Origin of the sequence: Streptosporangium sp. NPDC006013, from assembly GCF_040614275.1 — a bacterium.
GTDB lineage: Bacteria > Actinomycetota > Actinomycetes > Streptosporangiales > Streptosporangiaceae > Streptosporangium.
The window spans coordinates 1-23,695 of record NZ_JBEXUE010000117.1; the positions used below are offsets into that span (position 1 = coordinate 1).

Genomic DNA, 23,695 nt, shown 5'->3' on the forward strand with positions numbered 1-23,695 from the left:
GCTCCGGGGTGGCGGTGTCTGGAGGTGGGGGCGGGCGGCGGCAGTGTGGCGGTGTGGCTGGCTCGGCGGGTGAGTCCCACCGGGAGCGTGGTGGCCACCGACATCAAGCCCGAGCGCATTCCCGCCGTCCCCGGCCTTGAGATCCTGCGCCACGACATCGTGCGCGACCCGCTGCCCGAAGCCGAGTTCGACCTCGTACACGCCAGGCTGGTCCTGCTGCACCTGCCCGAACGCCTCGCCGTGCTGGACCGCCTGGTACGCGCGCTCAAACCCGGCGGCGTGCTCCAACTCGACGAGTTCGACATCACCTACGGTCCCGCGCTGCTGATGCCCGACCCCGCCGCGCGGCGGCTCTACGAGACGTTCATGGAGGCCAAGATTCGCCTGATGACCCGCGCGGGCGCCGATGTGGCGTGGGGGCGCCACGCAGCCGCCGCGATGTGCCGTGCCGGCCTGGTCGACATCGATCCGCTGCCCAGGCTGGAGCTGTGGCACTCGGATTCCCCGGGGGTGCACCTTGTCGCCCACCACACCCGGCACCTGCGTGATCAGTTCGTCCAGGAGGGGATGACCGACCGGCAACTCGCCGACGTGCGCGTCCTGCTGGCCGACCCCGGCTTCCGGGCCGGCTCGTGCGTGATCTACTCGGTGCAGGGCCGCCGCCCGATGGAGGCACGATGAAGCCGCGCGTCAACGTGCACGCCACGGCACCGTATGTCCACTCCGTCATGACGGTCTTCGACGCGGCCGCGTGCGAGGGACTGGAGCCGGCCCTCGTCGAGCTCGTGCGGGTGCGCGCATCACAGCTCAACGGCTGTGCGTTCTGCCGTGGCCTGCACACCCGGGCCGCCCTGGACGCGGGAGAGGACCCGCGTCGTCTGGACGCCCTGTCGGCCTGGCGTGAGAGCCCACTGTTCACCGATGCCGAAAGCGCGGCCCTGGCACTGACCGAGTCCGTGACCCTGATCGCAGAGAAGGGCGTTCCCGACGAGGTCCTCGACGCGGCCGCCGAGCACTTCGACGACACCGGACTGGTCCATCTGCTGTGGACGATCGCCGCGATCAACGCCTGGAACCGGATAGGCGTCGCCACCGCCGCGGGCGGGGTGACACTCCGCTGAGCCCGGTCCCAACCGGCGGCGGGGCCTTTTATCCGGCGATGCCTCCGGCCACCGCCGCACCCGGGCGAAGGCCCCGGTACGTCTTTACCAGGGTGGACTTTCGGCCGATGCGGGACATGGACGATCAGCCGGTCGGCCGATCCGGGAGAGAGGGCGGGCAGGCCAGGGTCGGAGGCATGAGTGAATTCGTGCTTTCCGGCCACCACCTGGTCAAACGGTTCGGACCGGCCGTCGCCCTGGCGGGGGTGGATGTCGGGATCGGCCGCGCGGAGGCTTTGGCGATCATGGGGCCGAGCGGGTCGGGGAAGTCCACTCTGCTCCACTGTCTCGCGGGCATCATGAAGCCGGATTCCGGAGAGGTGCGTCTGCTGGGAGAACGGATCGACACGATGGGGGAGCGGGCTCGCAGCACGCTGCGCCGTACCCGGTTCGGATTCGTGTTCCAGTTCGGGCAGCTCCTGCCCGAACTGCCGGCGGACGAGAACGTCGCGCTGCCGCTGATGCTCGGCGGGATGACGCGAGGGCGGGCCGTACCGGAGGCGCGGGCGTGGTTCGGACCGCTCGGACTGGGCGGGATGGAGGGGCGGCGGCCGGGCGAGCTGTCCGGAGGGCAGGCGCAGCGGGTCGCGATCGCCCGCGCGATCGTCACCCGCCCCGCCGTGATCTTCGCGGACGAGCCCACCGGCGCCCTCGACCAGGCCACCGGCCATGAGATCATGCGCATCCTGGTCGAGGCCACCAAGCACAACGGCGCATCCCTGGTCGTCGTCACCCACGACCCGGAGGTGGCCCGGTGGTGCGACCGGGTCGTCGAGGTCCGCGACGGCATGATCCTCGCCCCTGGCCAGAGGCAGGACCACCCCCAGGCGCTGTCCGGGGGGAACGCGTGAGGAACCTGCTGGAGCTGAGCTGGCGGCTGCTCCGCGGCGGCGGACGCCAGTCGATGCTGGGGACGGGGCTGACGGCCGCGGCCGTGGCGATCTCGTCGGCGCTGCTGATGTTCGCGCTGGCCGCCAACGTCGCCTTCGCGGCGCGCGCCGACCGGGAGGCGTGGCGCAACCCGGTGGAGGCCAAGGGGACGCCCGTCGCGATCGAGGCCACGGCCAAGGACTACGTCCGGGACCTGAGCATCACGGTCGTGGACGTCGCGCCGCTGCGGGACGCTCCCGGGGTGAGGCCGCCGGGGATGAGCCGGATGCCCAGGCCGGGTGAGGTGTGGGTGTCGCCGGGGCTCGCGGAGCTGATGAGGGAACTGCCGGCCGGGCAGCTCGCCGCGCGCCTCCCCGGCAAGGTGGCGGGCACGATCGGGGACGACGGGCTGCTGTACCCGGACGAGCTCGTCGCCGTTGTGGGACGCACGGCCGCCGACCCCGCGATGGCGGCCTCCCGGACGGACCATCCGCTGACGTCCAAGCCGCCGACGAAGATCAGTGATTTCGCGGGGAGGGCCGGCGACGAGACCGTCGTCTACCAGATCATGGCGCTCATCGCGAGCGTGCTGATGGTCGTGCCGCTGCTCGTGTTCGGGGGCGCGGCGGCCCGGCTGACCGTGGCGCGGCGGGACCAGCGGCTGGCCGCGCTGCGGCTGGTGGGGGCGACGCCGTGGCAGGTCGTCATGATGACGGTCGCCGAGGCGGTGATCACGGCGTTCGGCGGGGCCGTGCTCGGCCTGGTGCTGTACGGCGCGGCCATTCCGCTGCTGAGCCGGATCGAGATGGCCGGCGGGTCGTGGTTCGCCGCCGACCTGTGGCCCGGAATTCTCCCCGTGCTCGGCGTACTGCTGGCCGTCCCCCTGCTGGTCGGCCTGTCGGCGGTGGTCGGGCTGCGGCGGGTGGTGGTCAGCCCGCTCGGGGTGGCGAAACGGGAGACGCCGCCCGCGATGCGGTTCGTCCGGGTGGTCGCGCTGTTCGTGATCCTGATCGCCGTCCCGCTGTCGTTCCGGAACACGTCGATAACGGTCGTCGCGGGCGTGCTCGGGCTGGCCTTCCTCGGTGTCAACCTCGTCGGGCCCTGGGTGGTGGGCGTCATCGGCCGAATCACCACCCGTACGGCGCGGCGGCCCGCCAGGCTGCTGGCCGGCCGCCGCCTGGTCGACGACCCGAAGTCGGCCTGGCGGACCGTCAGCGGAGTGGCACTGACCGGCTTCATCGCCGGGTTCGTCGGGCTGCTGAGCCCCTCGTCCGACCTGCTGGGCGCTCCCCCCTCCACGGCCGGCCTGCGCCTTGTGGTCCCCGACGCCCAGGCGGCCGCCCTCGCGGAGCAGGCGAGGGAACGGCTCTCCGGAGCCGGGATCGACGCTCACGTCACGACCTCCGGCAGGTCGGGGTCCGGCCGGGCGAAGGAGCGGACGCTCACGATCAGCCTGCCCTCGGGTGACGGATACACCGTGCGGGTCGACACCGCCCGTACGGCACTCGCCGGCCTGGTGCCGGGGCACATCGCCACCTCGCCGGTGGACGACCAGTGGCAGGGCACCCGTCTGCTCGACGATGTCCGCACCGGGACGTTGGTCGTGCTCGGGGTCTCCTTCCTGGTGGCGATCGCGAGCGCAGGGATCACGGCTGCCTCGTCGGTGCTCGACCGGCGGCAGGCGTACGCCCTGCTCCGCCTGGCCGGGACCCCGCTCGAAGTGCTGGATCGGGCGCGGCGTACCGAGACTCTCGTCCCCCTCGCGGTGATGGGCGGCGGTTCCATCCTGATCGGCATGTTCTGCGCGTTGCCGTTCGTGTACGCGGCGATGAGCGTGAGCGGGGCGGTCACGCTGCTGACCTCTGTCGCCGTGGGGTTCGCCGGGGTGCTGGGGGCGGGCGCGTTGTCACGGCCCCTGCTCCGCTCGGTCACCGCCAACCCGGCCCCACGACCGGACTGACATCGCCGAAACCGTGGCGTCGAGATCACCGCGTGTTCGGACCGCCCTCTCCTCCGTCGATGGCGTCTCCACGGATCACACCCCCGACGAGGGTTGTCGTCGGTGGGTGGCCGAGGCGTCGGCGCAGGGTCAACGCCGGTTCTCTTCAGGGTGCGGTAACCCGTGCCATGCCGCCTCGGGGGGCATGGCACAGGGGTGATTCCCGGCGCTCAGGAGGTCGGCGCGGGTGAGGAGGTCGGTGACTGGCCGGGCTGGTGGTCGTGGTGCGAGCGGTCTCCCCTGCCGTGCCACTGGCCTCCCTTGCCGTGTCGGCCCTGCCCGTCGCGCATGGTCGCGTCGTGGATCGCGACGGCGGTGGCCGTGCTGCCGTCCACCTTCGCCATGACCATGACCTTCTGCCCGGTCTTCACCGCGTCGGCGCCCTCGCCGCGGCGGTTGATCCGGGTGTCGCCGTTGATCGCGTACTCCTTGGTGTAGCCGTCCTCGCTCTTGACCGTGATCGAGTCCTGGTCGACGGCCGTGACGTCGCCGTACTGGGTGGCGACGGTCACGTACCTGCCCTCGCCGTCGGGCACGACGAACTCGCCGTGGATGGAAGGTCCGCCGAAGCCCATCCTGTGGCCCCGGCCCTGTCCCGGTGCCTTGTCGGAAGATGTCTCGGACGGTGTCGCCGACGGTGTCGCCGACGATGTCGCAGTGTCGCCGGCCGTGGGTGTCGAGGACGGCGAGGGCGAGGGCGAGAACGCGGCCGCGGTGGCGACGCCGGCACCCGTGACCACGACGAGTGCGGTGGTGGCGATGAGCAGTGCGGAACGGGGGATGCGGCGCCTGGGTGGCTCGTTCGCCAGCATTTCCGCGGTGCTGAATTCGTCCGACCCAGAGGTCATCTTTCTTCCTCCCACTAGCTGTAATAGGAGAACAATGCATCAGGCCGCCTAAAACTGCCGTAAACGCCGTTCGTGCTCTGATGATCACCCTCCGTGTGGAGCGGTCTTCGCATCGCCGGCTCCGGTGTGAGAGGGCGCCCGCGTCGATCGGAACGCGATCACGGTGGTGGAGTACCTGGATGACTGGATCGAGGCGCACGCCGTGCGGGTCAGGCCACGGCCCCTCAAATGATCATTCGGCTGTACGTCAGGCCGAACATCGGCCGGATGAGGTCGCAGGCGTACGTTCCGGTATGGCCTGGGATGCCGGCGGACCACGATCCGTTCTCCTGAACCGTGGCCCGCCGGGACGCTGCTGGGCGGGGAGCCCGCTCGATCAGGTCGTGGTACCGGTGACCGTGCTTCCCGACCTGGTGACGAAGTAGGTCACGGTCGTGCCGCTCCAGAAGTGGAGGGTGAGCGTGACCTTTGAGGCGTCGTTGACCTCGGCGAAGAATTCCGGCTTCAGCGTGATCGTGTTGGTGCTGTAGTCGGGCGCGAAGGCGACGTCGAACTCCTTGAACGACGTCCAGTTGTGGGGGCCGGCGTTGGTGCCGTTGGCGTACTTGGCCTCCATGGTGGCGAGCTGGTCACCCCTGAACGTGGTGGGGATGGCGAAGGAGCTCGTCGTTCCGCTCGCGTTCTGCACGGTCGGCGTGTCGTAGGTGACTATGTTGATCCGCCACGGGACGCCCTGGGAGAACCGAGCCGACAGCGTCGCGTTGACGCCGTAGGCCCGGGAGCCCGTCAGCCGGGTGAGCGCGGATGCGGTGAACGTGAGCTGGTCGCCCGAGACGGTGTAGTCGGTGCCGCGTACCAGATCCGTGCCGCCCTGGCGGATCCCCACGAACGAGGTGCCGTTCAGGTTCAGCGTGAGCGTCTTGCTCGTGATGGCGGACGCCTTGGCGTTGAACACCTGATCCGACGAGGCTGTCCCCGAGCGCGTCGTCCAACTGGACTTGATCTGCGCGAACAGCTCGGGGTCGGCCCACTGGAACGAGGTCCGGTTGAAGTGCTGGCCGTTGTCCCACAGCATGGTGGTGATCTGCCTGGTACGCGCGTAGTGGCCGAGGAACTCGAAGAACTTCAGTTTCTCGCCCTGTTGGATCGTGCCGGTGTGCCGGTCGAAGCCCAGCAGGCCGTACTCACCGATGATCACGGGGATGCCGCGGGTCACGAAGGCGCTGTACACCCGATCGAAGGCGCCGGTCAGGTCCTGCTGAACGGTGGCGTCGAAGCGTGTGCCGCCGGCGACGTTGACGCTGAACGGCCAGTACCCGTAGAAGTGGACCGTCGCGATGAGGTTGGGGTCGTTCATCGCGTTGAACGTGCTGGCCAGCTCGTCGACTCTGGCCTGGTCGGCCGAGGTGTGCAGGGTCGGCAGGACGAGCAGCCGAGTCGTGTTGTTGCCGCCCGACTGGCGCACGATGTTTCGGAAGGACGTGTTGAGCTCGTTCAGCAGCGTCGCGTTCTGGGCGTCTCCGGAACTGCCGGTGAAGGTCGGCTCATTGACGCTCTCGAACACCAGCTTGGCGGAGGAGTTCCGGAACGTGCTGGAGATCTGGGTCCAGATCGCGTTGTACCGAGCGAGTACGTTCGTGCGGTCGCCAGGCATGTTCTGGATCCACTGCCACGAATCGTGATGGATATTGATCATCACGTGGAAACCGTCGGCGAGGGCCCAGTCGACGACCTCTTTCACCCGGTTCATGTGCGTCGCGTTGATGGTGTAGTTGGGCGCCCCACCCTGGTACTGACCCCAGGTCACCGGGATCCGGATGCTGTTGAAGCCCTGCGCCCTGATGTTGTCGAGCAGCGCCGCCGTGATCCGCGGGTTGCCCCATGAGGTCTCGTCCGCGCCGGTGGCATCGAGGGAGTTGCCCAGGTTCCAGCCGGGCTGCATCGCGGCCACGACAGCCTGTGCGTTGCCGGGCGTCGGCGTCGGCGTCGGCGTCGGCGTGGGCGTGGGCGTGGGCGTGGGCGTGGGTGTGGGTGTGGGTGTCGGGGTGGGTGTGGGTGTGGGCGTCGACGTCGGGGTACCGCCGCAGGCCACGCCGTTGACGGCGAAAGCGGTGGGGTTGGTGTTGGCGCCGCTGTAGCTGCCGTTGAAGCCGACGGTGACGCCGGCTCCCGTGCCCAGGCCCTGGGCGTACGACGGGGCGGTCACGGTCACGCTCTGGCCCGACTGAGTCCAGGTTCCGCCCCAGCCCTGGGTGACCTGCTGGTTGCCGGGCCAGGTGTAGCGCAGCGTCCACGGGCTGACCGGGTCACCGAGATTGTTGATCGTGATGTTGGCGCCGAACCCGCTGCCGTTGTCCCAGGCCTTGGTGTAGGTCACGGAACAGGCGACCGCCGCCTGGGCCGCGGGCGAGGTGGCGGCCACCCCGATCGCCGCCAGGAGCGCGACCGCTGTGGATAGAGCCCACAAACGCAGTGTCTTCATCTTCAAGCCTTCCATGGAGGAAACGCTCATATGGGAGCGCTCCCATGTTTGGCCTGTTTCGCGCGCGTGTACAGGACGTTTCCCCAGGCTGTACCGCTGACCTGCTCCTTGGTATGAAGAATTCAGCGGAGGTATGAAAATTTCAGCGGTCAGGTGGGGCGGGCAGGCCGCCCTCATGCGCAGGAACGCCGCATTGAGGGGCTGAGATCATTCCGGATGGTGGAATCTGCGGTTGTTAACCCCCCAACCGACTGAAGCGCCGTGTACTCGTCGAGCACGGCCCTGGCATGTTGTCCGGGTGGCGGGGACGGACGCCCCGCAGTCGGGTGCGAAGCCGGTGTAGTCGCTCGTCGTGAAATGGGGTGAAGTGGCAGGTGAGGTGAGGAGGCTTTATCACCGCCAAAGGGGGCATTTTAGGTTGGGAACAGGGCACCTTGCCTGCGGAGATACCCAGCCTGAGGCAAGTGAAGAGCTGATGGCAAAAGAGGACAAACCCTCACATAAGGGGGTTTCTGTAGTGAAGATTCACCAGCCGGGACGGCCGCTGATACGGTCCTTTCCGTTCTTAAGTCAACACTGGAGGGGGCAGGGGTGCGGGCGAGATTCCGGGGCCGGCTGCGATATTGGTTCGACAGCACGATGGATCGGGGCACCCCGGCTCTGATCGGCTGGCTCACCCTGGCATCACTGCTCTTGATCATCGTAGTCACAGGGGCCGTGCTGCTGCTGGCACGCGATGACGTCACCTCCAACGGCGGTTGGCTCGGCATCACCTGGATGACCCTGATGCGCGCGATCGATCCAGGGACGATGGGCGGAGACACCGGCAGCGCGATGTTCCTGATGCTCATGCTGACGGTCACGATCGGCGGGGTTTTCATCGTCAGCTCATTGATCGGTGTGCTCACCACGGGCCTGGAGAACCGGATCACCGAGTTGCGCAAGGGGCGCTCCCGCGTGATCGAGCGTGGCCATACCGTGCTGCTCGGCTGGTCGGACCAGGTGTTCACGGTCGTGGCGGAGCTGGCCAAGGCCAACCAAAGTCAGCGGCGCTCGTGTGTGGTGATCCTCGCCGACCATGACAAGGTCGACATGGATGAGCAGATCCGCGCTCAGATCGGCGACACAGGGCGCACGCGGGTCATTTGCCGCTCCGGCAATCCCCTCAATCGAAACGATCTGGAGTTGGTGAGCCCGGAAACCGCGCGAGCGATCATGGTCTTGTCGCCCCCCGGCGACGATTCCGACATCAATGTGATCAAGTCTCTGCTGCTGCTGAGCAACCGATCCTGGCCTCACGGACGGCCGCATATGGTCGCCGCCGTCCAAGACTCGGAGAATCTCGCGGCCGCCAAGCTTGCCGCCGGTCCCGAGGCCCAGGTCATCGACGCCGACGACATCGCCGTCCGGCTTGTCGTGCAGTCCCACCGGCAGGCGGGTCTGTCCACCGTGTGCGCCGATCTGCTCGACTTCGCCGGCAATGAGTTCTACATACGCGCCGAGCCCGCGTTGATCGGAAAGACCTACGGCGAGACGCTTGATGCCTACCGACTCGGCAGTCCGGTCGGCATTCTGCGCGGTGACGGAGATGTGCTGATCAACCCGTCCATGAGTACCCCAATCGGCGATCAAGACCAGATGATTATGATCGCCGAGGACGACCTGCTCATCCAGTTGGCCGATACGCCGGTCCCCATTCTGGAGTCCGCGATCGCCATGGTTCCCGCTCGCACCCCGGAACCCGATCGAACTCTGTTCATCGGCTGGAATTCCCGTGCCCCGAAAATCATCGATCTATTGGATCGCCTGGTCGAGCCCGGGTCCACTCTCGACATCGCCGCGCCCACACGGCCCACCGTACTCCTCGCGGAGGGCCGTACCAACCTGGTGATCGGCTACAAACCCTGCGAACTGACGAGCAGGCGATCGCTGGAAACGCTTGATCTGGGCAGCTATGAGCACATCGTGGTGCTGTCAGATGACAGCACCGATCCCGGGAACGCCGATGACCGCACCCTGGTGACTTTGCTGCATCTGCGAGACATCGAGGTACAACTCGGAGACCCCTATTCGATCGTGACCGAGATGAACGACGACGGCAACAGGGAAGTCGCCCAGGTCACCAAGGCTGACGACTTCATCGTCAGCACCAAGCTCATCAGTCTACTGCTCACCCAGATGGCGGAGAATAAGCACCTTAATGCGGTGTTCACCCATCTTTTCGAGCCGGACGGGTCTGAGATTTATCTCAAGCCATCCTCTGATTATCTCATTCCGGGGAAAGAAGCGAACTTCGCTACGGTTGTCGAGGCCGCACGGCGTCGCGGCGAAACCGCAATCGGCTACCGTCTCAAGCGTCATGGTGAGGAGGCGCCTTCCTATGGGGTGCTTCTTAACCCGCCCAAATCCGACCCTCTGACGCTCGCCCAGGACGACAGCGTGATCGTCCTGGCGGAGAAGTGAATCTGATGTGCCCCCGGTTCCGTGGAGTCGCTCTGGTTGACTGCCGCGCCTCTACCCCTTTTGGTAGAGGTCGGCATGTCAAGGAGATATCCCGCTGAGTTCCGCCGGAAGGTTCTGGACCTGTTGAAGGCCGGTCGTACCGTGCGAGAGATCGCATTCGATCCACAGATCGGCCGGCCAGACGGATCTGCAACCGGCATGAGCAGGACCTGATCGATTCCGGCCAGAAGCCCGGCGTGACCTCCTCCGACAACGCGGAGCCGGAGACCGAACCGGCCGTCACCCGACGTGTCGGCGAGCTGTTCAAGCAGGCGGTTGTCCCCAAAGACGGTTCGCGGCCATCGCCGTGATGACCGGCGAAGGCCTGCCGGTCCAGACCGCCTGCCGGGTCATGGACGTCTCCGAATCGGGCTTCCACGCCTGGTGCAACCGGCCGCCGCCGGTCCGGGCCGTCCGGCATGTCCGACTGACCGGCATGATCCGCCAGGTCCACAGTGCCTCTCGCGGCGTCCACGGTGGCTGCCGGGTCCACGCCGAGCCGCCCCTGGGCCACGGCATCACGGTCAACCTGGTGAGCGGCGGCGTGGTGGTGACGCAGGAGAACGGGAACCCGCCGGTCGCGGCCTGTTACGCGACGCGCCCCTGTGCGGTTATGCGGGTTGGTTCGTCGGACATCCTCCCTGCTGTCCTGGACCGCCGGCATCAGCGGCCCTGGTCTGCCGGGCTGCAGCAAGACGTCCGGTCGGCTCCTTGGTGAGAGGGGGCTCGTGACATGGGGTGATGTCAGGTTTTATATCCATTGGGCGGTTTTGTGGGCACCCTTGCCCGTGTATGCGAGGTGTCGTAATGTATAACGAAATATCGAAGTTACTGGTATGTCTGGAAGGCCGCCATGGACTCCCTGGGGCAGAGAAGCCGTTCCGAGGCTCTTGTGAGAGTCGTCGATGCGTGAGTCGACGCGCGGTGTCCGGCTGCCGGTGTGTCGGCGGGAAGACGGTCGCCCAGTGAACGAGTGGGGGAGTCCGGCGTGAGCCGAGTCGTACAACGCCCCGGTTCGATCACACGACTACGTGTGCTGGAAGCCGGGAGTGGACTCCCGACGGCCATCGTGGCGCGATTGCTGCACGACTCCGGAGCGACCGTCCTGCGGGCCGCGCGGACGGGACCCGACCCGTTCGGCGAGAGATATCCCGCGCTGCGGTCATGGTCCCGTGACTGGACGGAGGTCGATGCCGGAAACGGCATGGACGATGCCCTGGCCTCGGTCGATGTCCTCCTCGTCGGTGCTGAGGACCACCCGGATGCGGGGCCGCCGGCGCGTCTTGAACTCGCTGAGCTGGCCTGTCGGCACCCTCGGCTCGTCGTGCTGGAGATCGGCGGTTACGTCCGGGGCACGAACGACCCCACGCCCGCCGTCGACCTGCTGGTGCAGGCCCGGACGGGATTCGTGTTCGAGCAGTTCAGCGACCGGCCGACGCAGCTCGCATTCGCCCCGTCGTTGTACGGTGCCGCCCTGCTCGGCACGATAGGCGTGTGGGCGGCGCTGCACGCACGTCGGCGCACCGGGCGCGGTGGCCGGGTGCGGGTTTCCATGCAGCAGGGGCTGGCACTGTTCTGGCCGCACCTGTGGCTCTCCGCGGAACACCCCGACCAGGCGTTCGACACGGTGCCGCCGCGGGATGTGAAGCATCTCGTGCTGCGCTGCGCGGACGGCGGATATCTGCAGATCGTGCTCGGCGTGCCCGGGGCGGTGGCCCGGGTGCATCGGGTGCTGGGCATCCCCGGCCCCGTCGATCCCGCCGACCGGGGTGTTCCCAGCCTGGCCCGCGGCGCGGAGAACTACTTCGCCGACCGTGACCTGTTCAGCCGGTACGCGGCACGCTTCCCGCGCGACGAACTGGTCGAGGCCTTCGCCGTGGCCGGTGTCCCGGTGGAGCCGGTGCTGGCGCCGGGGGAGTTCTTCGACGACCCGCAGGTACTCGCGGCAGGGCTGGTCGCCACCGCTCCGGACGGGCGTGAGTATCCGGCTGGGCCGGTGGATCTTTCGGTGGCGGGGGACCCGCCGGCGGCGCAGCCGGCCCCGCGGCGGGTGCGGTGCGGCGAGAGCGCACCCCTGGCCGGTCTGAGGATCATCGACCTGGGTAACTGGGTGGCCGGGCCGTTCGCCTCCAAGCTGCTCGCCGACCTCGGCGCCGACGTGATCAAGGTCGAGCCGCCGACCGGGCTGTCCAACCTGACCGGCATCCGCAATACTCTGACCTCCAACCGCGGCAAGCGCAGCATCGTCGTCGACATGAAGACCCCCGAGGGGCACGAGATCGTGCGGCGGCTGGCCGCCACGGCCGACGCGGTGCACCACAACTTCCGGCCCGGTGTCGCCGAGCGCCTTGGCGTGGACGCCGCCTCACTACGGGAGTGCCGGCCCGGCCTGGTGTATCTGCACACCACCGCCTACGGGCGAACCGGGCCGCGTGCGCTGCGCGGCGGGTTCGACATGGTGATGCAGGCGCTGTGCGGGCACGAGGTGCGTGCGGGCGGAAAGGGGAACGAGCCGCTGTGGTACCGCGCCCCCTTCGTGGACTACTGCGCCGGCGCGCTCGGCGCGATCGCCCTGCTCTCGGCCCTGTACGAGCGGGACGCGACCGGTGCCCCGGTGGACGCGCACACCAGCCTGCTCGGCGCGGCGATGTTCTTGCGGGGGGAACTGGTGCGGGAACCGGACGGTTCGATCGCGGGCGCCGCGGTGCTGTCCGCGGATCGCACCGGTTTCCATCCGACTGAGGCGCTGTACCGGGCTGCGGACGGCTGGCTTGCCGTCGCCGCGTACGGCGAGTCGATGGCCGCCGCGCTCTCGGACGCGCTGGAGCTGACCGGGCTCGGCCCGCCATCGAAATGGAACGAGGAGGCCGCCCATGCCATCGGCACCGCTATAGGCCGCCTGACCTGCGACGACGCTCTGAGTTTGCTCGGCGCCGCGGGAGTGTGGGCGACGCGGTGCACCGGCGACGCCTTCGCGGCGATGCTCGCCGACGACGCGGCGCACCGGTCCGGTCTGGTGATCAGCGCGCCGGACCCCCGATATGGCCGGGTCACCGGCTGCTTCGGCCCGCTGATCGGCTTCTCCGGCTGGACCCCGGACCCGGATGGCTTCCGCTCGGCGCCGCTTTCCGGCGAGCACACCGCCGCCCTGCTGGCCGAGGCCGGCTACTCCGCCGACGAGCGCGCCCGCCTGGAGCGCGACGGCATCGTCCGGGCCGCCCCCGGCGGCCGGATGCTCACAGACCAGATACCCACCACCTGAACGGCATCTGCAGCAGCACGATTTCAAGGACGGTATGACCGCATGACCGCGTACAAGACCATCGAGTTCACCGCCGACGGGCGTCTGGCCTACCTGAAGCTGAACCGCCCCGAGCGGCTCAACGCGCTCAGCGACGAGCTGGAGTCCGAGATCCGCACCGCACTGCTGGAATTCGACCTGGACGACGACCTCTGGGTTCTGATCATCCACGGTGAGGGCCGGGCGTTCTGCGCCGGGCTCGATGTCAAGGAGCACAGCTCGTTCTCGTTCGGCGCCGACGACACCACCCGCAAGACCAAGGCGCTGGAGGCGGTGCGCAGTGGCCATGTCGGCGGCGCCCAGCACCTGCGCGGCACCGGTGGCGAGGGCTGGCTGGGCCGGACGGCCAACTACAAGCCGGTCATCGCGGCGGTGCACGGCTACGTGCTGGGCGGCGGCGCGCACCTGGCCGCCGAGTGCGACATGATCGTGGCCGCCGAGGACGCCCAGTTCGCCATCAGCGAGACCACGACCGGCATGTCCGGCTCGCGCACCTGGGCCAAGATCAAGACCTTCATGCCGTCGAAGCTCGCCTCGGAGATGCTCATCACCGGTCGCCGGATCAAGGCCGAGGAACTGCACCGGCTCGGCCTGGTCAACCGGCTGGTCCCGGCGGGCGAGCACCTGAAGGCCGCCGAGGAACTGGCCCGCGAGGTGCTCAAGGCGCCGCCGCTGGCCACCCGGGACGCGGTGCGGGTGACCCGAAAGCAGTGGGTGCCGATCGCGACCGCGCTGGACGAGCAGATGCAGCTGTCCCGGCTCGACCTCACCGAGGACTTCCGCGAGGCCGGCCGGGCCTTCGCCGAGAAGCGCCTGCCGAAGTTCCAGGCCAGGTGAGCGGGCAGGACCGGATGAGCACCGAGCACCCCTCCGGCGGCCACGCCCCCGGGGGGCACGGAGACCGGACGCCCGCCGCCGACGGGAATCCCGGACGTGGCGGCGCGGGCTCGGCGGCGTCCGGCGGCGGGCTGCCGGGGCACGGGCTGCGCGTCGTCGATCTGGGCACCGGGATGGCCGCGGCACTGGTGAGCACGCTGCTCGCCGACGCCGGAGCGGTCGTGCACCGGGTCGCCCCGCCCGGCGACGAGGTCTTCGACGAGGTCTATCCGGCGCACCGTGGCTGGCGGTCGGTGACCGTCCCGGCGGACCCGGCCGAGCTGGATGCCCTGCTGGCACAGGCCGACGTGTGCCTGGTCGGCGGAGAGGATCACCCGGCGGTCACCCCGCGGCACGACGCCGCGGACCTCGCCGACCGGTACCCGCGGCTCGTCGTGGCGCACCTGACCGGCTACGCCGCCGGGCACGCACTGGGCGCACCCGCGGTGGACCTGCTGGTGCAGGCCCGCACCGGGATGGTCGCCGAGCACTTCAGCGACCGGCCACTGTACTTCGCCGTGCCGTTCCCCACCTACGGGCAGGCCATGCTGGCCGCACTCGGGGTGTGGGCGGCGCTGCTGGAGCGGGCCGGCAGTGGGCGCGGCCAGGTGGTGGGCGCCTCCCTCCAGCAGGGGGCGGCGCTGTTCATGATGCCGTTCTGGATGCGGGCCGAGCGGCCGGACGCCGAGTTCGGCAAGGTCACCCCGAAGGACGTCAAGCACCTGATCTTCCAGTGCGCCGACGGCGGCCACGTGCAGTTCGTGATGGGTGTGCCGTCGGCGGTGGCCAAGCTGTACCGGATCCTCGGCATCGACGTGCCGGTCGACCCGGCCGACAGGGGCATCCCCCGGGTGGGCGCCTCACCGGACACCTACTTCGGCGATCGGCCGCTGATCGCGGCGCACGTGGCGAAGCTGGACCGGGCCGGCATCCTGGCCGCGGCCGAGGCCGAGGGGCTGCCTGCGGCGCCCGTGCTCGACCTGGGTGAGTTCCTGGACGACGAGCAGCTCGCCGCCAACGGGTTGCTGGTCGACCGGGGCGGGACCACCGGGCCCGGAAACGTGATCGGCTCCCTCGGTTCGGCGCCCGCTCCCGCGGAGACGGATGGTCCGGTGGCGACCGGCCCTACCGGAGGCGGGCCGCCGCTGGCCGGTGTGACCGTCCTCGACTTCGGCTCCTACGTGGCCGGCCCGTTCGCCAGCCGGCTGCTCGCCGACCTCGGCGCCTCCGTGCTCAAGGTCGAGTCGCTCGGCGGCGACCCCAACCGCGGCCTGCAACGGCACTTCCTGGCCGCGCACGTGGGCAAGCGGGCCGTGGCGGTCGACGTGAAGGCCCCCGAGGGGGCCGAGGTGCTGCGCCGCCTGCTGGCCCGTGCCGACGTGGTCATGCACAACCTGCGCCCCAAAGCGGCCGAGCGGATGGGCGTCTCGCCCGAGGCGGTGCGCGCGGTCAGGCCGGACGCGGTGACCCTTCAGGCGTTCGCGTTCGGGCCGACCGGTCCCCGGGCCGACGCACCCGGCTTCGACATGGTCATCCAGGCGCTGCTCGGCCTGGAACGCCGTGCCGGCGGCCCGGACGGCCCGCCGCTGTGGATCAGGACGCCCTACCTGGACTACGTGTCCGGCACACTCGGCGCGGTCGCCGTGCTGATGGCGCTGCACGGGCGCCGGACCGCGGGCCGGGCCGGAGACATGTGGGTCAGCCTGCTCAACGCCGGCATGTTCCTGCTGTCCGACCTGCTGCGGGAGGCCGACGGTACGCTGCGCGGGGCGCCGCCGCTGGACGGGGCGCTGCAGGGCGTGCACCCCGGAGAGCGGCTGTACCGGGCCGTGGACGGCTGGATCGCGATCGCCGCGCGCACCGAGGAGGCCGCGCTGGCCGTGTGGCGGGTCATGCTGCCCGGGGAGCCGCCGTTGCCGCGCGCCGCCTGGGACGGTGCGGTCGCGGCCCGCTTCGACGAGGCCTGCGCCGGGCGCACCGCCGCGGACCTGCTCGCCGCCCTGGCGGAGGCGGGTGTCTGGGCCGAGGAGTGCCGCACCGACGGCCTGGCAGAGCTGGAGCGGGTGGAACGGGCCGGGCCGGACGGCGCGGAGCGCGACCCCGCCGTCGCGCGCCTGCTCGCCGACCGTGCCGACGACCGGTACGGCAGGCTGACCGGCTGCCTTGGCCCGCTGATCTCCTTCTCCCGCACCGAGACCCCGGCCGACGGCCTGCCCGGCAGCCCCGGCTATGGCGCACACACCCGGCAGGTCCTCGCCGAACTCGGCTACACCGGCGCCGAGGCCGAGGAACTGCTGCGGACCGGTGTCGTCCGATGACATCCCCAACCGAGGAGTTTCACCATGACCGCTGACTTCGGAGCGTTCGACGGTCCGTCGGTCGCGCCCGAGCTGGCCTACCACGCGCCGTTCGACGAGGAGGAGGAACTGTACCGGCAGACTGTCCGGTCCTTCCTCGACAAGGAGATCGAGCCCACCTTCCACCAGCTGGGCACCGACAGCGCGTCCCGGCACGCGGCGTGGCGGGCGGCCGGCCGCGCAGGCATCCTGGGCGCGGTGATCCCAGAGGAGTACGGCGGCCCCGGCGCGAGCCCCATCGCCAATGTCATCCTCTCCTACGAGATCGCCCGCTCGCAGTGCTACGGCACCGTGGGCAGCCTGTACTGCACCGACCTCGCCACCAGCGCCTTCCTGGACGGTGCGTCGCCGGAGCTGGCCAGGGAGTGGGCGCCGCGGATCCTGGCCGGGGAGGCCATCCAGTCGATGGCCATCACCGAGTCGGGCGCGGGCAGCGACGTGCTGGCCATGCGCAGCTTCGCGGAGCGAGACGGTGACGACTACGTGCTGTCCGGCGACAAGACGTACATCACCAACGGCGACATCGCGGACATGCTGTACGTGGTGGCCAAGACGTCGAAGGAGCGGCGCGGGCGCAGCCTGACCATGTTCCTGGTCACGCCCGAGATGGCCGGGGTGACCCGCCGGAAGCTGGCCACCACCGGTTTCCCGGCCGGCAACACCGCCGAGCTGCACTTCGACCGGGTGCGCATCCCGGCCTCGCACGTGCTGGGCGGTGAGGGCGGCGCGATGCGGATCATGATGGGTTCGCTGGCGCTGGACCGGCTGCAGATCGGCTTCCGCGCCCTCGGCCAGGCCGAGCTGGCGTTCCAGCAGACGGTGGAGTACGTCAAGCAGCGCGTCGTGTTCGGCAGCCCGCTGTTCGAGTTCCAGAACACGAAGTTCGCGCTGGCCGGCATGAAGAGCGAGATCGAGGTCGGCCGGGCGTACCTGCATGAGATGGTGCGCAAGGTGCGCAGCGGCGTCGCCACCGCCACCGAGGGGTCCGTCGGCAAGCTGTGGCTGTGCGAGATGTCCAACCGGGTCGTCGACGGGTGCGTGCAGCTGTTCGGCGCCATGGGCTTCATGGACGAGACGCCCATCTCGCGGATCTACACCTCCAACCGGGTGCTGCGGATCTACGCCGGGACCTCGGAGATCATGAAGCAGTCCATCGCCCGCGACCTCTGACCTGGCTGCGGACACGCGAGAAGGCCGCCGTCCCCTCTCCGGGACGGCGGCCTTCTCCGTGTGCGCGGGGCGCGCTAACGGCGCGGGGCCCAGGGGGCGACGCGGCGGCCGATCCAGGTGACCGCGGACTGCAGCGCGACGCCGATCAGCGACACCGTCACGATGCCCGCGTACATCCGGTCCGCCAGGAACACCTGCCAGGAATTCCAGATGAGGAAGCCCAGGCCGTCCCGGCCCTGCACGAACTCGATGCCGATGACCAGCAGCACCGCGGTCCCGATGGCGATGCGCAGCGAGGTGAACACCTCGGGCACCATCGCCGGCAGGGTCACGTGCCGGAACGTCTGCAGCCGGCTCGCCCCGAAGGACCGGGCCGGCTCCAGGTAGCCCTCGGGGATGCCGGCCACCGCGGACATGGTGGAGATCACCACGATGAAGAAGACACCGAACGCCACCAGCAGCACCTTCGGGGTCATGCCCAGCCCGAAGACCATCAGCAGCAGCGGGAGCACCGCGAGCTTGGGCACGGTGTACAGAGCGCTGATGATCGGCTCGATGGCGGTGCGCAGCTTGCGGATGCTGCCGAGCAGCACGCCGAGCAGGATGCCGGCCAGCGATCCGCCCAGGTAGCCCAGCATGAGCACCTGGAGCGTACTGGCCGCCGCCTCGATCACCAGGCCGGAGGAGACCAGCTCGACAAAGGAGACCACGATCTCGCTCGGCGGCGGCCAGAACCGCTGGTCGACCAGCCCGCTGCTGGAGATCGCCTGCCATACGGCGAGGATGAGGACGGGCGTGCCGAACCGCAGCAGGTTGTCGACCAGGACTCGGCGCCGCTGGAACCGGACGGGGTCGCGCTCGGCGAGGTCCGGCCGGCGTAGGACGGTGCCACCGCCCTCCTGGCCGGTCCGCGCCCGCTTCTCCGTCTGTACCAGGTCGGTCATCGTTCCCACCTCTTCACTTCCCCACGGTTTCCGGCCGCCCGCTCACGCGGACACCCGGGAGCGCGGCTCCATCGCGGACCGCAACTGGTCCCAGATCTCGCCCTCCAGCTCCGCGAACTCGGAGCTGCGGCGGATGTCGGCCGAGCGTGGCCGCTCGAACGGCACCTCGAACTCGGCCACCACGCACCCCGGCCGGGAGCTCATCACCATCACCCGGTCGCCGAGCAGGATCGCCTCGTCCAGGTTGTGGGTGATGAAGATGACGGTCCTGCGGTCCTCCTGCCAGAGTTCGAGCAGCTCGGCCTGCATGATCTGGCGCAACTGCGCGTCCAGTGCGGCGAACGGCTCGTCCATGAGCAGGATCTGCGGCTCCACCGCGAAGGCACGGGCGATGGAGACCCGCTGCTTCATACCGCCCGACAGTGCGGACGGGTAGGCGGACGCGAAGTCCGCGAGGCCCAGCCGGGTCAGCCACCGGGAGACCCGCTCCTCGGACACGGCCGCCGGGATCTTGGCGATGTCCAGGCCGAAGCGGACATTGGCCTCGACGGTCTTCCACGAGAAGATGCTGTAGTCCTGGAACACCACCGAGGTCAGCGGGGCCTCCCCGCTGGTGCTGCGCAGCGACACCTCGCCGGCGCTGGGGCTCAGCAGCCCGGCGATGATGCGCAGCAGGGTGGACTTCCCGCACCCCGACGGGCCGACGATGCAGAGGAACTCCCCGTCCCTGACGTCGAGGTCGATGGGGCCCAGGGCCTGGATGCTGGAACCACCGGATGCGAACACCCGTTCCACGCCGCGTACCGCGACTCTACTGTCGTTCACGACTTCTCCGCTCTTCCGGTTCTCGGCTCTTCCGGCCGGCGGCGGTCGCTCCCTGCCGTCGTCATCCGGTGCCCGATAGGTGAAAAAGGGGCCCCGCCGCAGCGGGACCCCGCCGCCGGGCTCAGCCGGCGTTCTTCAGTTCCTCGGTGAAGGAGGTGTTGAAGAGGTTCTGCTCACCGAGATCGTCCTTGTACTGGAGCAGCCCGCTGTCGATGCTGCGGTAGTAGCCCTGGTAGATCGAGGCGTTCTCGGTGTGCACGTTGTAGTCCGCCTCGAAGGCCGAGGGCTCGGTGGTGCGGATGGAGTCCTCGGGGATCTTCTGCGCCGCGGCGAGGGCGGCGACCACCTCCTTGGTCTGCCGGTAGTCCTTGAGCAGGTACTTCTGGGTCGTCCTGGCCAGCGCCCGGGTGAAGGCCAGCCCGGTCTCCCGGTCCTCCTTGATCAGGCGGTCGTCGAACATGTAGAAGACACCGGTGGTCGGGGCGATCGCGCCCTTGACGAACTCGCAGCACGCGTCACCGGCCACCACCTTCTGGTACGGGGTCGAGGCGTAGGCGGCGCCGACCGCGCCGTTGCGCAGCGCGTTGATCGAGTCGGCTGAGGTCAGGTCCTGCCACTCGACGTCCTTGGGGCCGATGGCGACGTTGTTGCTCTTCAGGTACTCGAACAGCGAGGCCCACAGCGCGGGGCGGTTGCCGCCGGGGCCGGCGAGCTTGACGCCCTTGAGGTCGGTCAGGTCGAACTTCCCGTTGTCGCCGAAGATGCTCTTGTTGACGTACAGGCCCTGGTCGGTGCTCTCGGGCCGGCCGCCGCCGGGGAACACGATCCGGATGTCCTCGCCGGACGCGATGAGGTTGAGCAGGCCGGGGGAGACCTGGGTGGCCAGCACGTCCACGTTGCCCTGCGTCATCATGACCAGCGCATCCTGCGTCTGCAGGAACTCGAACCGGATCTGGATGTTCTCCTTCTCGAACTCCCCGAGGCTGTCGGCGAGCGCGACTGCGGCGTAGGAGCCGACGATCGACGAGATGCCGATCTTGATGGTCTTGCGTTCGGCGAGTGGCTTGGGCTTCAGCTGTGCGGCCAGGGCGTCGTCGCCCGTGGCGGAGAAGGCGCTGACCTCTCGCTTCTCTGTGGCGCCGGAGTCGCCGCCGCAGGCGGCGGTGGCCAGGGTGAGGGCCAGCGGCATCGCCACTGCCATCAGCCTCAAGGTGGGACGCATCGTTCAGCCTCCTCATGGGCTGCGGATCAATCCCGCAGGCCGTTCATCGCTGGGGAGAAGATGACGGCCGGGTTACGGCGGGATTTCGGTGACGGGGGGGATCAGGGGTCGCCTGACACCGGCGCGGCACTGCTGGCCCGCCGGTACGGCGCTCATGGTCGGCTGGTGGCTTGTCGTTTCGGGGGCGCGGTCGCGGGCGGCGCGGGCGGCCGTGTCGGTGACACGTCCGGGCGTCCTCGCGGTGCCGGGCCGACCGGGCCGGGAGGTCCGGCTACCGGTCAGTCAGATACTTCATCGAGCATCTCGATATCTCACAATGTATGCCGATATTTCGTGCAAAAATATGGTCTGAGACACACTGCGTCAAGGATGTGGCGGCCTCGTCTCTGCGGAGGACCGTATCCGGTGTCCCGGTTGGCTGTCCGGTCTGTCCTGCGGTGACGGGCCGAGATCCGGGGTGGGCCGGTGGGCTGCTCTGCCCACGCCGGGACGGGCCGGCGGCGGGCGGACGGTCGTACGCCGTGGTACCGACACTCTTGTCTTGGGTAACGACGTACCGTAGCGTATCCCGAAATAGCGATGAAATACTACGTGTCTTGACGAAATGGTAATAAAACGCCTGCAAGGGACGTAGTCGGGCGTGCCGGTTGCAGGTACGGGCGGCCTGGCGGGCCGGACGTGCTCGCCGGGCCCTGTGCCCGTCCGGACCGCGCCGGTTTCGGCGCCCGAGTCACGGCGGCCGGTCCCGTGCTCCGCGGTGGGTGACCCCGTCCCGCCGGCGCTGGATCCCCGCGGGGCCGGTGCCCGCCGCCCCGCGGGGTGGCGCCTTCGGGCCTTACAGATAGGTCCCGTAATCCCGGTGTAGGTCGCGGCATCCCGTACTTGGGAGTGTCGTCCGGTGGGAGAACGGTCCTCCGCTGGGATCGGCCGACCGGTCTGGGAGTGGTTTTCCACACGTCAAAGCGGGTTTCGCCGTCCACGGCCATCGCGGCCGGCCTTCGACTTCGAGGCCCCTCGCAAGCAACGGGATTTCGTGTAACATCACGAAAGGTCGCAGTAGAGGATCCTTGGGGGGTCATCGTGCCAGTAGACGCAGCAGCCGCCGGGGCGGGGTCGCGATGAGCGCCCGCTCCCTCCTCGGGGACCCCGCCGCCGGCCCGGTCCCCCCGCTGGTGACCAGCTGCGAGCACTGCCTCACCGTCACGTGGGCGGGCGTGCCCGCCTGCTCGTGCGAGTTCGGGCGCTCCGCTGCGACCGAGGAGTCCGCCCTGGGCATGCGTCTGGGTGTGTCCGGCGGGGACGCCCGGTGGCCGGGTGGGTCCGACTCATTGCCTTCGAGTCACGATATCTCGTAAGATTCAACGAAATAACATGAAAACGGAAGCGGGGTGGCGCATGGGAGCGGTCGGTATCGAGGCGGCCACGGGTCTGGCCGGACGGGTGGACCTGTCCCGGCTGGTGAACCCTTCGTCTGTGGCGATCATTGGAGCATCGGACCGCCCGGGCAGTCTTGGCTCACGAACAGTCGCAAACCTTCTCGACCATTCGGACTTCACCGGTACGGCGTACCTGATCAGCCGGACCAAGAGGACCATCCACGACCTGCCCTGCTACCAGAGCGTGCTGGACCTGCCGGAGTCCCCCGACGTCGCCCTGCTGGTCGTCCCCGCCGCGCAGACGCTCTCCGTGCTGCGCGAGTGCGCCCAGAAGGGGACCCGGTTCGCCATCGTCTTCACCTCCGGGTTCGGTGAGATGGGCGAGGAGGGCAAGCGGGCCGAGGCGGAGATGGCGCGGATCGGCCGCGAGTCCGGGATGCGCATCTACGGGCCCAATTCGCCGGGCCTGTGCAACCTGAACCGGCGGCTCGGCCTGATGTTCTCCCCGTCGTTCCACCTGGACCAGTTCGCCGGCCCGATCGGCCTGGCCACCCAGGGCGGCGGCATCGGCCGCTGCTTCCTGCAGGCCATGGAGCGCGGCGTCGGTGTCGGGCTGTGGGCGTCCACCGGTAACGAGGTCGACCTGACCGTCGCGGACTTCATCCGCCACTACGCCGACGACGACGCCATCACCGTCATCGCCAGCACCATGGAGGGCGTCAAGAACGGCCCCGCCTTCGTGGACGCCGCGCTGTACGCCGCCGAGCGCGGCAAGCCGGTCATCGCGCTGAAGGTCGGCCGCTCCGACTACGGCGCCCGGGCCGTCGCCTCGCACACCGGCTCGCTGTCCGGCGCCGCCGAGGTCAACAGTGCGGTGTTCCGGCAGGCCGGGGTCGTCGAGGTCGACGACATGGACGAGCTGATCGACACCGCCGCGCTGTTCGCCCGCAAGCGGCCCACCGGGCGTGAGCGGGTCGCCGTGTACGGGTTCTCCGGCGGCGGCTGCGCGCTCGGCGCCGACGCCGTCGGCAACGCCGGGCTGGAACTGGCCGAGTTCTCCGACAAGACGCTGGCCCGGGTGCGCGAGGTGTTGCCGGACTACGCAGCGGTGGCCAACCCGGTCGACGCCACCTCCGACATCCTCACCCGCACCGAGATCGGCCACGAGAGCCTGCGCGCCGTCGCCGACGACCCCGACGTGGGCCTGGTGCTCTACCCGTTCCCCTGCGACTACGAGGAGCTGACCGAGGCGATCGGCGCGTCCATCGCCCAGGTCCAGCGGGAGACCGAGACGCCGATCCTGCCGGTGTGGATGAGCGACCGGCTCGGCCCCGGCTACGACGAACTGGTCAAGGGCGGGCTGGTCCCGGTGCGCAGCGTTCGCAACGGGACTGCGGCGTTGCGCCGCTGGGTCGAGCGGGGCCGCTGGACCCACCAGGAGGGGTGGCGCCCGCTCGGTGTCGCGCCGTCCGGCGGCGAGCGGATCGTGCACACCGAGCCGATGGCCAAGGAACTGCTGGGCCGGCACGGCGTGCCCGTCCCGGCCTCCGGAGTCGCCGCGACCGCGGACGAGGCGGTCGCCGTCGCCGAGCGCGTCGGGTACCCGGTGGTCCTCAAGGTGGTCAGCGCGCAGATCACGCACAAGAGCGACGTCGGCGGCGTCGCCGTCGGCCTCGCCGACGCCGGGCAGGTCCGCGCGGCCTACCACCGGATCCGGGAGGCCGTGCCGGCCGCCCGGCCGGATACGGAGGTCGGCGGCGTGC

The 23,695-nt window shown here is 69.5% G+C and carries 17 protein-coding genes; 11 read left to right on the forward strand and 6 right to left on the reverse strand.

Annotated elements, in window-relative coordinates; genetic code table 11:
* The 4 genes from ABZ260_RS19665 to ABZ260_RS19680 form a co-directional block, all read left to right on the forward strand.
* Window positions 1-681, forward strand: a 681-nt coding sequence (locus ABZ260_RS19665) for a class I SAM-dependent methyltransferase (protein ID WP_355619379.1), incomplete at its 5' end; no start/stop codon positions are given.
* Window positions 678-1,121, forward strand: coding sequence for a carboxymuconolactone decarboxylase family protein (locus tag ABZ260_RS19670; protein WP_355619382.1), 444 nt, complete (start codon window positions 678-680; stop codon window positions 1,119-1,121). The genes ABZ260_RS19665 and ABZ260_RS19670, both read left to right, overlap by 4 nt.
* A gap of 176 nt (window positions 1,122-1,297) precedes the next feature.
* Entirely contained in the window at window positions 1,298-2,011 is a 714-nt protein-coding gene (locus ABZ260_RS19675) for an ABC transporter ATP-binding protein (protein ID WP_355619385.1), read from the forward strand.
* Entirely contained in the window at window positions 2,008-3,990 is a 1,983-nt protein-coding gene (locus ABZ260_RS19680) for an ABC transporter permease (RefSeq protein ID WP_355619388.1), read from the forward strand. Before ABZ260_RS19675 ends, ABZ260_RS19680 begins: the two co-directional genes overlap by 4 nt.
* Before the next feature lie 209 nt (window positions 3,991-4,199).
* Here ABZ260_RS19680 and ABZ260_RS19685 read toward each other — a convergent pair whose 3' ends face one another.
* Both ABZ260_RS19685 and ABZ260_RS19690 read right to left on the reverse strand, forming a co-directional pair.
* A complete protein-coding gene (locus ABZ260_RS19685; protein WP_355619391.1) occupies window positions 4,200-4,877 on the reverse strand; it encodes a hypothetical protein in 678 nt (225 codons plus the stop codon).
* 376 nt (window positions 4,878-5,253) lie between these two features.
* On the reverse strand, window positions 5,254-7,359 hold the full coding sequence (locus tag ABZ260_RS19690) for a cellulase family glycosylhydrolase (protein ID WP_355619394.1): 2,106 nt from the start codon (window positions 7,357-7,359) through the stop codon (window positions 5,254-5,256).
* Window positions 7,360-7,998: 639 nt separating this feature from the next.
* On the opposite strand from ABZ260_RS19690, the gene ABZ260_RS19695 reads away from it, so the two are divergent.
* The 6 genes from ABZ260_RS19695 to ABZ260_RS19720 all read left to right on the forward strand — a co-directional run bounded on the left by ABZ260_RS19695 (window position 7,999) and on the right by ABZ260_RS19720 (window position 17,565).
* Window positions 7,999-9,822 carry a potassium transporter TrkA gene (locus tag ABZ260_RS19695; protein WP_355619397.1) on the forward strand — a complete coding sequence of 608 codons (1,824 nt, stop codon included), beginning with the start codon at window positions 7,999-8,001 and terminating at the stop codon, window positions 9,820-9,822.
* A 349-nt stretch (window positions 9,823-10,171) separates the two neighbouring features.
* Entirely contained in the window at window positions 10,172-10,579 is a 408-nt protein-coding gene (locus tag ABZ260_RS19700) for a hypothetical protein (protein ID WP_355619400.1), read from the forward strand.
* Between the two features lie 270 nt (window positions 10,580-10,849).
* Window positions 10,850-13,123: a CoA transferase gene (locus ABZ260_RS19705; protein ID WP_355619403.1), complete on the forward strand. Its 2,274-nt coding sequence runs from the start codon at window positions 10,850-10,852 to the stop codon at window positions 13,121-13,123.
* A 42-nt stretch (window positions 13,124-13,165) separates the two neighbouring features.
* Window positions 13,166-13,999: an enoyl-CoA hydratase-related protein gene (locus ABZ260_RS19710; RefSeq protein ID WP_355619406.1), complete on the forward strand. Its 834-nt coding sequence runs from the start codon at window positions 13,166-13,168 to the stop codon at window positions 13,997-13,999.
* A gap of 14 nt (window positions 14,000-14,013) precedes the next feature.
* Window positions 14,014-16,356 carry a CoA transferase gene (locus ABZ260_RS19715; RefSeq protein ID WP_355619409.1) on the forward strand — a complete coding sequence of 781 codons (2,343 nt, stop codon included), beginning with the start codon at window positions 14,014-14,016 and terminating at the stop codon, window positions 16,354-16,356.
* Between the two features lie 24 nt (window positions 16,357-16,380).
* Window positions 16,381-17,565, forward strand: a complete 1,185-nt coding sequence (locus tag ABZ260_RS19720) for an acyl-CoA dehydrogenase family protein (protein WP_355619412.1) — start codon at window positions 16,381-16,383, stop codon at window positions 17,563-17,565.
* A 74-nt stretch (window positions 17,566-17,639) separates the two neighbouring features.
* On the opposite strand, the gene ABZ260_RS19725 is transcribed toward ABZ260_RS19720, so the two are convergent.
* The 4 genes from ABZ260_RS19725 to ABZ260_RS19740 form a co-directional block, all read right to left on the reverse strand.
* Window positions 17,640-18,509, reverse strand: coding sequence for an ABC transporter permease (locus tag ABZ260_RS19725; RefSeq protein WP_355619415.1), 870 nt, complete (start codon window positions 18,507-18,509; stop codon window positions 17,640-17,642).
* Window positions 18,510-18,551: 42 nt separating this feature from the next.
* Window positions 18,552-19,334 carry an ABC transporter ATP-binding protein gene (locus tag ABZ260_RS19730; RefSeq protein WP_355619418.1) on the reverse strand — a complete coding sequence of 261 codons (783 nt, stop codon included), beginning with the start codon at window positions 19,332-19,334 and terminating at the stop codon, window positions 18,552-18,554.
* 121 nt (window positions 19,335-19,455) lie between these two features.
* The gene (locus ABZ260_RS19735; protein WP_355619421.1) at window positions 19,456-20,556 is read right to left on the reverse strand and encodes a hypothetical protein; all 1,101 of its coding nucleotides are present in this window, start codon (window positions 20,554-20,556) and stop codon (window positions 19,456-19,458) included.
* Between the two features lie 1,075 nt (window positions 20,557-21,631).
* Window positions 21,632-21,832 (reverse strand): hypothetical protein, encoded by a 201-nt coding sequence (locus ABZ260_RS19740; RefSeq protein ID WP_355619424.1) that lies wholly within the window; start codon window positions 21,830-21,832, stop codon window positions 21,632-21,634.
* A gap of 119 nt (window positions 21,833-21,951) precedes the next feature.
* Here ABZ260_RS19740 and ABZ260_RS19745 point away from each other — a divergent pair.
* Window positions 21,952-23,695: acetate--CoA ligase family protein (locus ABZ260_RS19745; RefSeq protein WP_355619427.1), on the forward strand; the 1,744-nt coding region annotated here is incomplete at its 3' end.